Below are 14,765 nucleotides of genomic sequence, written 5' to 3' on the forward strand. Positions count from 1 at the left end.
ATCAAAGAGACGAACTGCACATGAATGTCCACTTTCTGAATATTCAGACAAAAAAATACCCCTCAAGTGAGGGGTATCGGATTTTCCACTAACGCTTGTTCACAACCCGTTTTTAGCCTTGAACTCACGGCGACGGCGATGCAAGACCGGTTCGGTATAGCCGTTCGGCTGCTTCGTCCCTTCAATCACCAGCTCGACGGCCGCCTGAAAGGCGATGTTGCTGTCGAAGTTCGGTGCCAATGGACGATACAACGCATCGTTGGCGTTTTGACGGTCCACCACCGGCGCCATGCGTTTAAGGCTTTCCAGCACTTGGCTTTCGCTGACAATGCCATGACGCAGCCAGTTGGCGATGTGCTGGCTGGAAATACGCAGCGTGGCACGGTCTTCCATCAGGCCGATGTCGTGAATGTCCGGCACTTTGGAGCAGCCCACGCCCTGATCGATCCAGCGCACCACGTAGCCGAGGATGCCTTGGGAGTTGTTGTCCAGTTCGTTCTGGATCTGCTCGGGCGTCCATTGCGGGTTCACGGCCAGCGGGATAGTCAGAATGTCGTCCACCGAAGCATGAGCGCGCTTGGCCAGTTCGGCCTGACGGGCGAACACGTCTACCTTGTGATAATGCAACGCGTGCAAGGCGGCGGCCGTCGGCGAGGGCACCCAGGCGGTGTTGGCACCCGCCAGCGGATGAGCGATTTTCTGTTCGAGCATGGCGGCCATCAGGTCGGGCATGGCCCACATGCCTTTACCGATTTGCGCACGCCCTTGCAGGCCCGTGCTCAAGCCGACATCCACGTTGTTGTTTTCGTAGGCTGAAATCCATTTTTCCGACTTCATGTCGGCCTTGCGTACCATGGGGCCGGCTTCCATCGAGGTATGAATCTCGTCGCCGGTACGGTCCAGAAAGCCGGTGTTGATAAACACTACGCGCTCGCTGGCCGCTTTGATGCACGCCTTGAGGTTGATCGACGTGCGGCGCTCTTCGTCCATGATGCCGACTTTGAGCGTGTTGCGCGGCAGTGTGAGCACGTCTTCGATGCGGCCAAACAACTCGTTGGTGAACGCCGCTTCTTCTGCGCCGTGCATCTTCGGTTTAACGATGTAAACCGACCCGGTGCGGCTATTTTTGCGCGTGGCCTTGCCGTTCAGGCTGTGCATCGCGGCCAGGCTGGTGAGCAGACCGTCGAGGATGCCTTCCGGGACTTCGTGACCGTCTTTGTCGAGGATCGCGTCGATGGTCATCAAGTGACCCACGTTGCGCACGAACAACAGCGAGCGGCCGTGCAGGCTGACCGTGCCACCGTTGGGCGCGGTGTATTCACGATCCGGGTTCATGGTGCGGGTAAAGGTCTGGCCACCTTTGGACACCTGCTCGCTGAGGTCGCCTTTCATCAGGCCCAGCCAGTTGCGATAGATCACCACCTTGTCGTCAGCATCGACAGCGGCGACGGAGTCTTCACAGTCCATGATGGTGGTCAGGGCTGCTTCCATCAGCACGTCTTTGACGCCGGCGGCATCGGTCTGGCCGACCGGGCTGGCCGCGTCGATCTGGATTTCAAAATGCAGGCCGTTGTGTTTGATCAACACGGCGGTGGGTGCCGCCGCATCACCCTGGTAGCCGATCAGTTGTGCGGTGTCGCGCAGGCCAGTGCTGGCGCCGTCTTTGAGGGTGACCTGCAAGGCACCGCCGATGATGGCGTAGGCGGTTGAATCAACGTGAGACCCTTGAGCCAGCGGTGCTGCTTCGTCTAGGAAAGCACGGGCGAAGGCAATCACCTTGTCGCCGCGCACCTTGTTGTAGCCTTTGCCCTTTTCAGCGCCATCGGCTTCGCTGATCGCGTCGGTGCCGTATAGCGCGTCATACAGCGAACCCCAGCGGGCGTTCGAGGCGTTGAGGGCAAAGCGTGCATTCATGACCGGCACCACCAGCTGTGGGCCAGCCATACGGGCAATTTCGTCATCGACGTTTTGCGTCGTTACCTGGAAATCGGCCGCTTCTGGCTGCAAATAGCCAATGTCTTGCAGGAAGGCTTTGTAAGCCACGGCGTCATGGGCCTTGCCAGCCTGAGCCTGGTGCCAGGCGTCGATCCGCGCCTGCAAATCATCGCGTTTGGCGAGCAGTGCTTTGTTCTTGGGGGCCAGGTCATGGATAACCTGGTCGGCACCGGCCCAGAACTGGTCGGCGTCGAGGCCGGTACCGGGAATGGCTTCGTTGTTGACGAAGTCGAACAGGACTTTGGCGACCTGCAGGCCACCGACGTGAACGTGTTCAGTCATTGCTTGCCTCACTCATTTTTATTTAAAGCCTGACACTGCGTTAGCTCGTGCTTGCCGGGTCGTGCGGGTTAAAACAGACGCCTTGGCGGGCGGTGTTGCCAGTTATGTAGTGCTTGCCGAGGCATACTACATGATCAATTGGCGATGTGAAAATCAGACTGATCACGTCGTTCTGCGACCATTTTTACGCTATCGGTCACGCAGAAGAACAGGATGTTCTCAAGAAATACACAGGTTGTTCCAGATAATTCTAAAAACAGTACACAATTTTGTGTTCTGGCGCATTTCGATACGCAGCAACGAGCCTGTGATGGGCTGAGTGCCGGTGCAGGTTCTGCGGACCTTATCGCAGCCTGCGGCAGCGGCTACAGGTAGTGGAAGGCGGCCTATACTCAACCGACCCTTAATAAGAGAGTCCAGCCATGAATCATCTCGTGATTACGGTCTTTGCTGCGGACAAACCGGGGCAGGTCGAGCGCATTGCTGACTGCATCGCCGCCCATGGCGGGAACTGGCTGGAAAGCCGCATGTCGCGCATGGCCGGGCAGTTTGCCGGGATTTTGCGCGTGGGTGTGCCAGCCGAAACTTACGAAGAGCTGCTGGACGCGTTAAAGCATCTGGAAGGGATTCAGGTGATGTTCGCCGAAAGTGGCATCGAGCAATCCTGCACCTGGAAGCCCATCGCCATGGAGCTGGTCGGCAATGACCGCCCCGGCATCGTGCGTGATATTTCGCGGGTGCTGACCCAGCAAGGGATCAATCTGGAGCGGCTGGTGACGGATGTGCGGCCCGCGCCCATGAGCAACGAGCCGCTGTTTCACGCTGAAGCCATTTTGGCGGTGCCGCTGACGCACTCGCTGGAGGTGTTGCAAAAGAGTCTCGAAGCCCTGGCAGATGAGTTGCTGGTTGAACTCAAGTTGAACACCGAGGATTAGCGTCGGCGCAGGGTCAACCACGCATCAATGCTGTACACCACCAGACCGGCCCAAATAAACATAAAGGCAATCAGGGTACTCGCCGACAAATGCTCGCCGTACACCGTCACTGCCAGAATCAATACCAGCGTAGGCGCGATGTATTGCATAAAGCCCAACGTGGTGTAGGGCAAATGCCGCGCCGCAGCATTGAAACACACCAGCGGAATCAAGGTAGCGGGGCCAGCAGCCACCAGCAGCCAGGCTTCAGAGGTGCCCCAGAAGTCGGCGTGTGCGCTGTTGGCTTCGGGGTGTATCAGCAACCAGACAATGGCAATGGGCACCAGAATCCAGGTTTCGATCACCAACCCCGGCAAGGCTTTGACCGGCGCTTGTTTGCGAATCAGCCCGTAAAAACCAAAGCTCAGCGCCAGCACCAGTGAAACCCAAGGCAGGCTACCGACTTGCCACACTTGCTGGGCCACGCCGATCACTGCCAGGCCCACGGCCAGCCATTGCAGGCGGCGCAGACGCTCACCCAACAGCAGCATGCCCAGTAACACGTTCACCAGCGGGTTGATGTAGTAGCCGAGGCTGGCTTCGAGCATGCGGTCATTGTTCACGGCCCACACGTAGGTCAGCCAGTTGACTGCAATCAGCAGGCCGCTGAGGGTCAGTACTGCGAGGCGCTTAGGGTTGTCGCGCAACTCTTGCCACCAGCCGGGGTGTTTCCACACCAGCAGCATCAAGGAGCCGAACAGGGCGGACCAGAGCACCCGATTAACGATGATCTCGGCCGCCGGCACGCTGGCCAGAAGTTTGAAGTAGAGCGGGAACAGTCCCCAGATGACATAGGCGCTGAGGCCTAAAATGTACCCGCGACGCGGGTTGGCGGTTTGCATGCAGGGGTCCTTGTTTATAAATATTTCAGTAGCTGCGTACGATTGCGCAGCGACCGTAAATACTGAGTTCCTGATTTTCAGAGTCCCAGTGAGCCGATTTTACGACGGCTACGCCGCCGCAAGCAGCCTCGTACCTACGGCAGCTGCTACGGGGCGTGGTGTTAAAACAGCTTTAACGGCTCTTCATTGAGCGCCGACAATTGTTCGCGCAAGGCCAATATCTGATCGCCCCAATACCGTTCAGTGCCAAACCACGGGAAGCTATGGGGGAACGCCGGGTCGTCCCAGCGGCGAGCCAGCCAGGCGCTGTAATGCATCAGGCGCAATGCACGCAGCGGTTCGATCAACGCCAGTTCTCGCGGGTTGAAATCGTGAAACTCACTGTACCCGTCCATCAGTTCGGACAATTGGCCCAGACATTCCTGGCGATCGCCGGCGAGCATCATCCATAAATCCTGCACCGCTGGCCCCATGCGGCAGTCGTCCAGGTCGACGATATGGAACACCTCGTCGCGGCACATCATGTTGCCGGGGTGGCAGTCACCGTGCATGCGGATGTTGGTGTGCGGTGTGGCGGCGTACACGTCTTCCACACGCTTTAGCAGGTCACGGGCCACTGATTCGTAGGCCGGGAGCAGGCTGCGCGGGATGAAGTTGCCTTCGAGCAACGTGGTTAATGAGTCGTGGCCGAAGTTTTTCACGCCCAGCGCTTCGCGGTGCTCGAACGGTTTGGTCGCACCTACCGCGTGCAAGCGGCCCAGCAGTTGCCCGAGGCGATACAGCTGATCGAGGTTGCCAGGCTCAGGCGCACGACCACCCCGGCGAGGAAACAGGGTAAAGCGAAAGCCTGCGTGCTCAAACAGGCTCTCGCCGTTGTGAATCATGGGGGCAACGACCGGGACTTCACAGTCGGCCAGTTCGAAGGTGAAACGGTGTTCTTCAAGGATCGCTTCGTTGGTCCAGCGCTGAGGCCGATAGAACTTGGCAATCAGCGGTTCCGAGTCTTCGATGCCGACTTGGTACACGCGATTTTCGTAGCTATTGAGTGCGAGCACGCGGGCATCGCTGAGGAAACCGATGCTTTCGACGGCATCGAGCACCAGATCTGGGGTAAGTGTTGCAAACGGATGAGACATGCTGACTCCTGCGCGCAGCAGGCTGCCGCGTCCGGCCATGCATGTTAGCGCAGACCGGTCGCGGGGCGGCGACTTAATGCCGGAGTTGGCGAGGGTCAGGTGCCGACGATACCGCCGTCTTCACGGCTGATGGCCATCACCGAGGAGCGGGGTTTACCGTTGGGCAGGTGTTCCGGGAAGGTTGAGCCGCCGTTTTCGCCCGGGTGCTGGATGCCGACGAACAGGGTTTTCTGATCCGGAGAAAAGCTGATGCCCGTCACCTCACAGCCGACAGGGCCGACCATAAAGCGGCGAATTTCCCCGCTGTCAGGGTCGGCACAGAGCATCTGGTTATTGCCCATACCGGCAAAGTCGCCGCTGTTGCTGGCGTCGCCATCGGTCAGGATCCACAAACGTCCGGCATCGTCAAAGCCCAAGCCGTCGGGGCTGTTGAACATGTTGTGCGGGGTGATATTGGCCGAGCCTCCTTTTGGCTGGTCAGCGTGGACCACCGGATTGCCTGCGACCACAAACAGATCCCAATCGAAGGTGTCTGCACTGTGATCGCCGTTGTGTGCTTTCCAGCGCAGAATCTGCCCGTAGACGTTCTTTTCTCGCGGGTTGGGGCCGCCGACGGGTTGCCCGTCTTCGCCGCGCTTGGCGTTATTGGTCAGGGTGCAATACACCTGGCCGTCCTTGGGACTGACCACAATCCACTCCGGGCGATCCATCCGCGTGGCGTTGACAATGCTACCGGCCAGACGAGCGTTAATCAGGACTTCGGCTTGACTGGTTAGGTTGTTGCTGGCGTCCAGGCCGTTTTTACCGTGACTCAATTCAACCCACAGGCCTTTGCCTTTGGGACGATCGGGATTTTTGTCACCATCGTCAAAGCGGGCAACGTAGAGCGTGCCGTGATCCAGCAGGTCGCGATTGGCCTTGGGATTTGCGTGATCAATTTTGTCGCGGCTGATGAACTTGTAAATGAATTCGCCACGTTCATCATCGCCCATGTAGACCACTGCGCGGCCGTCCCGGGTTTGCGCAAGGGCAGCGTTTTCATGCTTGAAGCGGCCTAGCGCCGTGCGTTTTACCGGGGTGGAGTGCGGATCGAACGGATCGATTTCTACGACCCAACCATGGCGATTCAACTCATTTGGATTGACCGCCAAATCGAAGCGCGGATCGTGGGGGTGCCAGTTGATCTCTTTGCTGGTGCCTACCGCGCCGTACCGTTTCTGTGCAGCGTTGAAGCTTTGTTTGTGATCGGTGCTGCCAAAACAATCGGTAAAGTTTTCTTCGCAGGTCAGGTAAGTGCCCCAAGGTGTTTTACCGTTGGCGCAGTTCTGGAAGGTTCCCAGCACACGGGTGCCTGTGTTGTCGGCTGGCGTGCGCAACAAGGCGTGGCCTGCAGCCGGGCCGCTGAGGCGGATCGGCGTATTGCCGTGTATGCGGCGGTTGAAGGGCGAGTTCTGCACAAACTGCCACCCTGACCCCTTACGCTGAATTTCAATGACAGACACCCCCTCGCTGGCCTGAGCTTTGCGCACCTCTTCAAGTGAGGTGGGCATGCCGCCATGGGGGTACAGGTAGCGATAGTTGGTGTATTCGTTGTTGATTGCCATCAAGGCGCGGTTGGGGTCATCAGGGAAGGCGAACAGACTCATGCCGTCATTGTTGTCGCCGAACTGGACTTCTTGCGCGCTGGCCGTGCCTTTGCCGCTGGGGTCAAAGGCCGGGCCGTCGATGTGCAGGGGCTGGCCCCAACTGATCAGCACCGATGAGCGATAGCCGGGCGGCAAGCTGATGCTATCGGTGGTCGCGGCCTTGATGCTGTCAAAGCCCAGTAACTGGCTGGAAGCTGCGCTGACACTGGCTGCCAGCGCGCTGCGGCTGAGCAGCCCGCCGCTTAAAAACAGGGCCGCTCCGCACAGGGCACCGGCGCCGATAAAACCACGTCGGCTGAGGCCGATGAGCTGCTCAAGGTCGGTGGGTTGGTCTTCTTCTAATAGGTTCATGGCAGTCTCGGCTTTAGACGATTTTTGCAGTCACCTTAATCAGCCGGTATGACAGGAATGTTTCACCGCTCGCGAAGCCGCGATTGTGATGGCCCCTCGGACTTTGCCGTGCGGGCCAGGCAATACACATCCACCCGCCGTGCACCGGCCTTGCGCAACAACAGCGCCAAACTTTGTGCTGTGGCGCCGGTCGTCAGCACATCATCCACCAACGCCACATGAGCGCCCTGAACCCGTGCGTCTGAGGCCAGGCAAAATGCATTCAACAAGTTACGTTTACGGGTTTTAGCATCCAGTTCCTGCTGTGCCGGTGTGTCCTGGATGCGAACTAACCACTGTTCGTGACAGGGGATTGCCACTGACTGACTGAGCCAGCCCGCGAGCATTGCCGCCTGGTTATAACCGCGCTGGCGCAGGCGTTGAATGGACAAGGGCACCGGCAACAGGAAGTCGGGCTTTTGATTGCCGGCATTGAAGTGATCAAGCAGCGATTGGCCTAGAAGTTCGGCTAAAAGTCGTCCGTAGGGCCACTTACTGTTGTGCTTGAAACGAACGATCAAAGTGTCAATGGGAAAGCCATAAAACCAGGGGGCATGCACACGTTCGAAGGCGGGAGGTTGTTTGAGGCAGTAGCCGCAGCTCAGGTCTGTTTTCGGCAGGGGCAAGGCGCATTGCTGGCAGCATTCATTGAGCCAAGGCAGTTCGAACTCGCAGGCTGTGCATACGGCCAGTGAGGTGTCGGTACGCTCATCACACAATAAACAGTACTGATCATTAAATAACCACTTGTAAACCACTCTTATCCAATGTGGTTGACAGTTCATGTCGCATCCTTAAACATGCCGGGCATCCGTGCCGTGCCTGGGGCGATTGCCTCAGGATCAAGTCCAGCATAAACAAGAGAAACGCCGATGAGCGCCAGCACCTTTGCCAACGTGCGACACGATTGGTCTTTAGCCGAAGTCCGTGCACTGTTTGTTCAGCCGTTCAATGACCTGTTATTTCAGGCGCAGACCGTTCACCGCGCGCATTTCGATGCCAACCGGGTGCAGGTTTCAACGCTGCTTTCGATTAAAACCGGCGCCTGCCCGGAAGATTGCAAATATTGTCCGCAGTCGGGCCACTACAACACGGGCCTGGCCAAAGAGAAGTTGATGCAGGTGCAAAAGGTGCTTGAAGAAGCACAGCGAGCCAAGGACATCGGCGCTACGCGTTTCTGCATGGGCGCGGCCTGGAAGCATCCCTCAGCCAAAGACATGCCCTATGTGCTGGAAATGGTCAAAGGGGTGAAAGCGCTGGGCCTGGAAACCTGCATGACGCTGGGCAAGCTCGATCAGGAGCAAACCGCGGCCCTTGCAGGTGCGGGGCTCGATTACTACAACCATAACCTCGACACCTCGCCAGAGTTCTATACCTCAATCATCACCACTCGCACTTACAGCGAGCGCTTGCAGACCCTGAGCTATGTGCGCGATGCGGGCATGAAAATATGCTCCGGCGGGATTCTGGGCATGGGTGAGTCGCTGGATGACCGCGCCAATCTGTTGATCCAGCTGGCTAACCTGCCTGAGCATCCAGAGTCGGTGCCCATCAATATGCTGGTGAAAGTGGCCGGCACACCGATGGAAAACGCTGAGGACGTTGATCCGTTCGACTTTATCCGCATGTTGGCGGTGGCTCGAATCATGATGCCGCTGTGCCATGTTCGCTTGTCCGCCGGGCGCGAGGCGATGAACGAGCAAATGCAGGCGCTGGCATTTCTGGCGGGTGCCAACTCGATTTTCTACGGTGACAAATTACTCACCACCAGCAACCCGCAGGCCGACAAGGACATGCAGCTGTTTGCGCGTCTGGGCATCTTGCCTGAAGCCCATGAGGACCACGCCGACGAGGTTCATCAGGCAGCCATTGAGCATGCGCTGCGGGATCAGAAATCCAGCGAGCAGTTCTACGACGCTGCGGTTTAACCCGCTATTCCCGTAGCCACTGACGCACCGGCGGCAGTGGCTACGCAACGCTTATCGAGGCCAGCATGTCTTTTGATCTGAACGCCCGTCTGGCTGCGCGTCGTGCCGACCATTTGTACCGTCATCGCCCCTTGCTCGACAGCCCGCAAGGGCCACAGGTGGTGGTCGACGGCCAGCCTTTATTGGCTTTTTGCAATAACGACTACCTCGGTTTGGCCAATCATCCTCAGGTGATCGAGGCTTGGCAAAACGGTGCAGCGCGCTGGGGCGTAGGCGGCGGTGCATCGCACTTGGTCATCGGCCACAGCACCCCGCATCACGCACTCGAAGAAGCGCTGGCCGAATTTACCGGCCGCCCGCGTGCGCTGTTGTTCAGTAATGGCTATATGGCCAATCTGGGCGCAGTGACCGCGCTGGTGGGGCAGGGCGACACGGTGCTCGAAGACCGTCTCAACCATGCGTCCTTGCTGGACGCAGGCTTGTTGAGCGGTGCACGGTTCAATCGCTATTTGCATAACGACGCGGCCAGCCTGGCCACCCGTCTGGCCAAGGCATGTGGCAATACGCTGGTGGTCACTGACGGCGTATTCAGCATGGACGGCGATGTGGCCGACCTGCCTGCCTTGGCCCGCGAAGCCAAAGCGAAAGACGCGTGGCTAATGGTCGATGATGCTCACGGTTTTGGCGCTTTGGGCGCCAAGGGGGGCGGAGTTGTCGAACATTTCGGCTTGAGCGTGGCGCAGGTGCCGGTCCTCATGGGGACCTTGGGCAAAGCCTTTGGTACCAGCGGCGCGTTTGTGGCGGGCAGTGAGGAACTGATCGAAAGCCTGATTCAGTTCGCCCGGCCCTACATCTACACCACCAGCCAACCACCCGCCTTGGCGTGCGCCACGCTTAAAAGCCTTGAGCTGTTGCGCACTGAGCACTGGCGGCGCGAGCACTTGAATCGCTTGATACAGCAGTTTCGCCGAGGTGCTGAGCAAATCGGATTGCAACTGATGGACAGTTTTACGCCGATCCAGCCCATCCTGATGGGTGACAGTGCCCGGGCGCTGCGTCTGTCGCAGAGGCTGCGTGAGTGTGGCGTATTGGTGACAGCGATTCGCCCGCCAACGGTACCGGCAGGCAGCGCGCGCTTGCGTGTCACCTTGTCCGCTGCGCACACAGAAGCACAGGTGCAGCTACTGTTATCAGTACTGGACGACTGTTGGCGCGAGCTGGAGTTTGACGATGCGTGATCGCTTGATTCTGTTACCGGGCTGGGGCTTGGGGGTTTCACCTCTGGAACCCTTGGCGTCTGCATTACGTGGCCTGGACGAACACCTGCGGGTGGAAATCGAGCCGCTGCCGATGCTGGATTCGGCCACGCTGAACGACTGGCTCGACGATCTGGATGCCACACTGCCCGACAACGTCTGGCTGGGAGGTTGGTCCCTGGGCGGGATGCTGGCCAGTGAGTTGGCCGCACGGCGAGGCGACCGTTGCTGTGGGCTGGTGACTTTGGCCAGTAACCCGAATTTTGTGTGCCGTGACGATTGGCCCGGTGCGATGCCTGTCGCCACTTTCGACACGTTCCTGAGCAACTTTCAGGACGCCCCCAATACACTTTTGAAACGCTTCTGCCGGTTGTGCAGCCAAGGCGCTGTGGATGCGCGCAAGCTTGCCGGTTTACTGCTGGCCGGTGCCCCCACAGTGCCGCGCAATAAGCTGGTGGCGGCGCTTGAATTGCTGGGCCGGCTGGATACGCGTGCAGCCTTGCAGGCCTTCAACGGGCCGCAATTGCACCTGTTCGCCGGGTTGGATGCGCTGGTGCCAGAAACGGTAGCGACGCAGGTGCTGGCGTTGTTGCCGGATGTCGAAGTGGGCCTGATTGAGCAGGCCTCCCATGCCTTTTTACTGGAAGCACCCCACGAATTGGCGGCGGCGATTCAGGCTTTTTTACATGAGTTGGGTGATGACTGATTTGAATAGTGCGAACTTGGCCAATCATTTGCCTGACAAGCGTCAGGTAGCGGTTTCATTTTCCCGTGCGGCAAGTAGCTACGACCGAGTAGCGGAGTTGCAACGTGCTGTGGGTCATGAGTTGATCGCCCGCCTGCCTGCAGACTTCGTTCCTGAGCGCTGGCTGGATCTGGGGTGTGGCACGGGGTATTTCAGCCGCGCTTTAAATGAGCATTTTGTGGATAGCCAAGGGCTGGCGCTGGATATCGCCCAAGGTATGTTGTCTTACGCGCGGCCGTTGGGCGGGGCGCAGCATTTTATTGCCGGTGACGCCGAATGCCTGCCCCTTCAAGACAGCAGTTGCGATTTGATTTTTTCCAGTCTGGCGCTGCAGTGGTGTGCTGATTTCAACGCTGTGCTCAGCGAGGCGCATCGTGTGCTCAGGCCGGGCGGCGTGCTGGCCTTTGCCAGTTTGTGTGTCGGCACGTTGGGTGAGCTGCGAGACAGCTGGCGGGCCGTGGACGGGCAGGTCCACGTCAATCGTTTTCGCGAGCTTGAAACCTATCAACGGGTCTGCGCCGACAGCCATTTGAAGGTGCTAGGCTTGCAGATTCAGCCCCATGTGCTGCACTACCCGCAAGTACGCCAACTGACCCATGAACTCAAAGCATTGGGGGCGCACAACCTCAATCCTGGGCGTCCGGAAGGCTTGACCACTCGGGCACGTATTCAGAAGTTGGTGGGCGCGTATGAGCAATTTCGGCAGCCTTTAGGGCTGCCGGCAACCTATCAGGTGGTTTACGGCATTTTGGAGAAAACGCGATGAACCCAGCGTACTTCATTACAGGCACCGACACCGATGTGGGCAAGACCACGGTGGCTGCCGGGTTGTTGTTTGCCGCCCGCGAAGCCGGGCTGACCACGGCAGCCGGCAAGCCGGTAGCCTCAGGCTGTGAAACTACGTCCAAGGGGCTGCGCAATGCCGATGCGTTGGCGCTGATGGCCGAATGTTCGATACCGCTGACTTACAACGAAGTGAACCCGGTGGCCTTTGAGCCGGCCATTGCGCCGCATATTGCTGCACGCGAAGTGGGTGTGACGCTCACCGTAAACTCGCTGCTCGTCCCCATGCAGGCCATTTTGGACAAGCAGGCGCAGTTCACCCTCATAGAGGGCGCAGGCGGTTGGCGCGTGCCGCTGTCCGGACAAGACAGTTTGTCGGACTTGGCCCAAGCGCTGAATTTACCGGTCATTCTGGTGGTGGGTGTGCGCCTGGGCTGCATCAGTCATGCCTTGCTGACCGCTGAAGCCATCGCCCGAGACGGCCTGCAACTGGCCGGCTGGGTGGCTAATATTATTGGCCCGAAGACCTCACGCCTTGAAGAAAACCTCGCCACGTTAGCGGAGCGCTTGCCGGCCCCGTGTTTGGGTCGCGTGCCGCGTTTGAAGTCCGCCAGCGCCAAAGCGGTGGCTGAGCATCTGCAACTGGATTTGCTGGACTAACCCGTCTTTCACCCGTAGCGGCTGCCTCCGATTGCAAAGCGATCGTAAGCCCTGAGCCTTCCATCTATCTGACAAATCGCAGGCATTGGGTTTACGACGACACCGTCGCCGGACGCAGCCTGCGGCAGCGGCTACAGCTTTTTTTCGACACCTTCATTCTGATATCCGAGACGAACGGCGGCATCGCGCTGCTTGACAATAAATAGGCGTAAACGTATGTTTCAAACACCTGTTTGACCGCTATAACAAATCCACGCGGTTGTTCATCCAAGGTTTCATCAGCAGAGGTTTATCGCTATGCCTGATTACAAGGCCCCCTTGCGTGATATTCGCTTCGTTCGTGACGAACTGCTCGGTTACGAAGCGCATTATCAAAGCCTGCCGGCTTGCCAGGACGCTACTCCAGATACGGTTGACGCCATTCTTGAAGAAGGCGCCAAGTTCTGTGAGCAGGTGTTGGCACCTCTGAACCGCGTGGGTGACATTGAAGGCTGCACCTGGAGCGAGTCCGGTGTTAAAACCCCGACCGGCTTCAAAGAAGCCTATAAGCAATATGTTGAAGGCGGCTGGCCAAGTCTGGCTCACGACGTAGAGCACGGCGGCCAAGGCTTGCCTGAGTCTTTGGGCCTGGCCGTGAGCGAAATGGTCGGCGCGGCCAACTGGTCGTGGGGCATGTACCCTGGCCTGTCTCATGGTGCGATGAACACCATCTCCGAGCACGGCACCCCTGAACAACAAGAGACCTACCTGAGCAAGCTGGTTACCGGCGAATGGACCGGCACCATGTGCCTGACCGAATCGCACTGCGGTACCGATCTGGGCCTGCTGCGCACCAAAGCCCAACCTCAGGCTGATGGCTCTTACAAAATATCCGGCACCAAGATTTTCATCTCGGCCGGTGAACACGACATGGCTGACAACATCGTCCATATCGTATTGGCTCGCCTCCCTGATGCACCGGCGGGCACCAAAGGTATCTCGCTGTTTATCGTGCCCAAGTTCAATGCCAATGCCGATGGCAGCCTGGGTGAGCGCAATGCCGTGTCCTGTGGCTCCCTTGAGCACAAAATGGGCATTCACGGTAACGCCACCTGCGTGATGAACTTTGACGGCGCCACCGGTTTCCTGATCGGCCCGCCGAACAAAGGCCTGAACTGCATGTTCACCTTTATGAACACCGCGCGTCTGGGCACTGCCCTGCAAGGTCTGTCTCATGCGGAAATCGCCTTCCAGGGCGGTCTGAAATACGCCCGTGATCGCTTGCAGATGCGTTCGTTGACCGGCCCTAAAGCCCCTGAAAAGGCCGCTGACCCGATCATCGTTCACCCAGACGTACGCCGCATGTTGTTGACCACCAAGGCGTTCGCCGAAGGCAACCGCGCGATGGTTTACTTCACCGCCAAGCAAGTTGACATCGTCAAGTACGGTGTTGATGAAGAAGAGAAGAAGAAAGCCGACGCACTGCTGGCCTTCATGACTCCTATCGCTAAAGCATTCATGACTGAAGTCGGTTTTGAGTCCGCTAACCACGGCGTCCAAATCTACGGCGGCCACGGCTTTATCGCTGAGTGGGGCATGGAGCAGAACGTACGCGACAGCCGTATTTCGATGCTGTACGAAGGCACCACCGGCATTCAGGCTCTCGATCTGCTCGGCCGTAAAGTGCTGATGACCCAAGGCGAAGCCCTGAAAGGTTTCACCAAGATCGTGCACAAATTCTGCCAGAACAACGAAGGCAACGAAGCTGTTCAGGAGTTCGTCACCCCGCTGGCTGCACTGAACAAGGAATGGGGCGAGCTGACCATGAAGGTCGGTATGGCGGCGATGAAAAACCGTGAAGAAGTGGGTGCTGCCTCCGTCGATTACCTGATGTATTGCGGTTATGCGTGCCTGGCGTACTTCTGGGCTGACATGGCCCGCCTGGCGGCTGAAAAACTGGCTGCAGGCACTTCGGAAGAAGCCTTCTACAAAGCCAAGCTGCAAACGGCGCGCTTCTACTTCCAGCGCATCTTGCCGCGCACCCGTGCACACGTTGCGACCATGCTGTCGGGTGCTGCCAACCTGATGGACATGAAAGAAGAAGATTTCGACCTGGGCTACTAAGCTCCGGCGCTTGATCTGCAAAAGC

At 58.4% G+C, this 14,765-nt stretch carries 12 protein-coding genes; 7 read left to right on the forward strand and 5 right to left on the reverse strand.

Annotated elements, in window-relative coordinates:
- Positions 1-99: 99 nt before the first annotated feature.
- Positions 100-2,277, reverse strand: coding sequence for a malate synthase G (locus tag EQV93_RS06160; RefSeq protein WP_240891109.1), 2,178 nt, complete (start codon positions 2,275-2,277; stop codon positions 100-102).
- 422 nt (positions 2,278-2,699) lie between these two features.
- Here EQV93_RS06160 and EQV93_RS06165 point away from each other — a divergent pair, with 422 nt between their 5' ends.
- Entirely contained in the window at positions 2,700-3,212 is a 513-nt protein-coding gene (locus EQV93_RS06165; protein ID WP_122784131.1) for a glycine cleavage system protein R, read from the forward strand.
- Here EQV93_RS06165 and rarD read toward each other — a convergent pair.
- The 4 genes from rarD to EQV93_RS06185 all read right to left on the reverse strand — a co-directional run bounded on the left by rarD (position 3,209) and on the right by EQV93_RS06185 (position 8,050).
- Positions 3,209-4,093 carry an EamA family transporter RarD gene (gene rarD, locus EQV93_RS06170; protein ID WP_122784132.1) on the reverse strand — a complete coding sequence of 295 codons (885 nt, stop codon included), beginning with the start codon at positions 4,091-4,093 and terminating at the stop codon, positions 3,209-3,211. The two genes, EQV93_RS06165 and rarD, sit on opposite strands and share 4 nt — an antisense overlap.
- Before the next feature lie 161 nt (positions 4,094-4,254).
- Entirely contained in the window at positions 4,255-5,229 is a 975-nt protein-coding gene (locus tag EQV93_RS06175; RefSeq protein WP_122784133.1) for a serine/threonine protein kinase, read from the reverse strand.
- Positions 5,230-5,324: 95 nt separating this feature from the next.
- Positions 5,325-7,226 carry a PhoX family protein gene (locus EQV93_RS06180; RefSeq protein ID WP_146385956.1) on the reverse strand — a complete coding sequence of 634 codons (1,902 nt, stop codon included), beginning with the start codon at positions 7,224-7,226 and terminating at the stop codon, positions 5,325-5,327.
- 62 nt (positions 7,227-7,288) lie between these two features.
- Complete coding sequence (locus EQV93_RS06185) at positions 7,289-8,050, reverse strand: ComF family protein (protein ID WP_240891110.1); 762 nt, start codon at positions 8,048-8,050, stop codon at positions 7,289-7,291.
- 87 nt (positions 8,051-8,137) lie between these two features.
- Between EQV93_RS06185 and bioB the strand changes: the two genes are divergently transcribed.
- The 6 genes from bioB to EQV93_RS06215 all read left to right on the forward strand — a co-directional run bounded on the left by bioB (position 8,138) and on the right by EQV93_RS06215 (position 14,740).
- The gene (gene bioB, locus EQV93_RS06190; RefSeq protein WP_122784136.1) at positions 8,138-9,193 is read left to right on the forward strand and encodes a biotin synthase BioB; all 1,056 of its coding nucleotides are present in this window, start codon (positions 8,138-8,140) and stop codon (positions 9,191-9,193) included.
- Positions 9,194-9,258: 65 nt separating this feature from the next.
- Positions 9,259-10,431: an 8-amino-7-oxononanoate synthase gene (gene bioF / locus EQV93_RS06195; RefSeq protein WP_122784137.1), complete on the forward strand. Its 1,173-nt coding sequence runs from the start codon at positions 9,259-9,261 to the stop codon at positions 10,429-10,431.
- Positions 10,424-11,155 carry an alpha/beta fold hydrolase gene (locus EQV93_RS06200; RefSeq protein WP_240891111.1) on the forward strand — a complete coding sequence of 244 codons (732 nt, stop codon included), beginning with the start codon at positions 10,424-10,426 and terminating at the stop codon, positions 11,153-11,155. Before bioF ends, EQV93_RS06200 begins: the two co-directional genes overlap by 8 nt.
- Complete coding sequence (gene bioC, locus EQV93_RS06205; protein WP_146426177.1) at positions 11,148-11,960, forward strand: malonyl-ACP O-methyltransferase BioC; 813 nt, start codon at positions 11,148-11,150, stop codon at positions 11,958-11,960. The genes EQV93_RS06200 and bioC overlap by 8 nt, the downstream gene beginning before the upstream one ends.
- Positions 11,957-12,637, forward strand: a complete 681-nt coding sequence (gene bioD, locus EQV93_RS06210) for a dethiobiotin synthase (RefSeq protein WP_240891113.1) — start codon at positions 11,957-11,959, stop codon at positions 12,635-12,637. Before bioC ends, bioD begins: the two co-directional genes overlap by 4 nt.
- A gap of 297 nt (positions 12,638-12,934) precedes the next feature.
- Positions 12,935-14,740 (forward strand): phenylacyl-CoA dehydrogenase, encoded by a 1,806-nt coding sequence (locus tag EQV93_RS06215; protein WP_122784141.1) that lies wholly within the window; start codon positions 12,935-12,937, stop codon positions 14,738-14,740.
- Positions 14,741-14,765 lie beyond the last annotated feature (25 nt).

The sequence above is a fragment of the Pseudomonas sp. TMW22091 genome, from assembly GCF_022496705.1.
GTDB lineage: Bacteria > Pseudomonadota > Gammaproteobacteria > Pseudomonadales > Pseudomonadaceae > Aquipseudomonas > Aquipseudomonas saxonica.

Excerpts from the sequence above, each read along its gene's own strand:
- EQV93_RS06180 (WP_146385956.1), bottom strand. The coding sequence starts at position 7,226 with ATGAACCTATTAGAAGAAGACCAACCCACCGACCTTGAGCAGCTCATC.
- bioD (WP_240891113.1), top strand. The coding sequence starts at position 11,957 with ATGAACCCAGCGTACTTCATTACAGGCACCGACACCGATGTGGGCAAG.
- EQV93_RS06215 (WP_122784141.1), top strand. The coding sequence starts at position 12,935 with ATGCCTGATTACAAGGCCCCCTTGCGTGATATTCGCTTCGTTCGTGAC.
- bioB (WP_122784136.1), top strand. The coding sequence starts at position 8,138 with ATGAGCGCCAGCACCTTTGCCAACGTGCGACACGATTGGTCTTTAGCC.
- EQV93_RS06165 (WP_122784131.1), top strand. The coding sequence starts at position 2,700 with ATGAATCATCTCGTGATTACGGTCTTTGCTGCGGACAAACCGGGGCAG.
- EQV93_RS06200 (WP_240891111.1), top strand. The coding sequence starts at position 10,424 with ATGCGTGATCGCTTGATTCTGTTACCGGGCTGGGGCTTGGGGGTTTCA.
- EQV93_RS06175 (WP_122784133.1), bottom strand. The coding sequence starts at position 5,229 with ATGTCTCATCCGTTTGCAACACTTACCCCAGATCTGGTGCTCGATGCC.
- EQV93_RS06160 (WP_240891109.1), bottom strand. The coding sequence starts at position 2,277 with ATGACTGAACACGTTCACGTCGGTGGCCTGCAGGTCGCCAAAGTCCTG.
- bioC (WP_146426177.1), top strand. The coding sequence starts at position 11,148 with ATGACTGATTTGAATAGTGCGAACTTGGCCAATCATTTGCCTGACAAG.
- EQV93_RS06185 (WP_240891110.1), bottom strand. The coding sequence starts at position 8,050 with ATGAACTGTCAACCACATTGGATAAGAGTGGTTTACAAGTGGTTATTT.
- rarD (WP_122784132.1), bottom strand. The coding sequence starts at position 4,093 with ATGCAAACCGCCAACCCGCGTCGCGGGTACATTTTAGGCCTCAGCGCC.
- bioF (WP_122784137.1), top strand. The coding sequence starts at position 9,259 with ATGTCTTTTGATCTGAACGCCCGTCTGGCTGCGCGTCGTGCCGACCAT.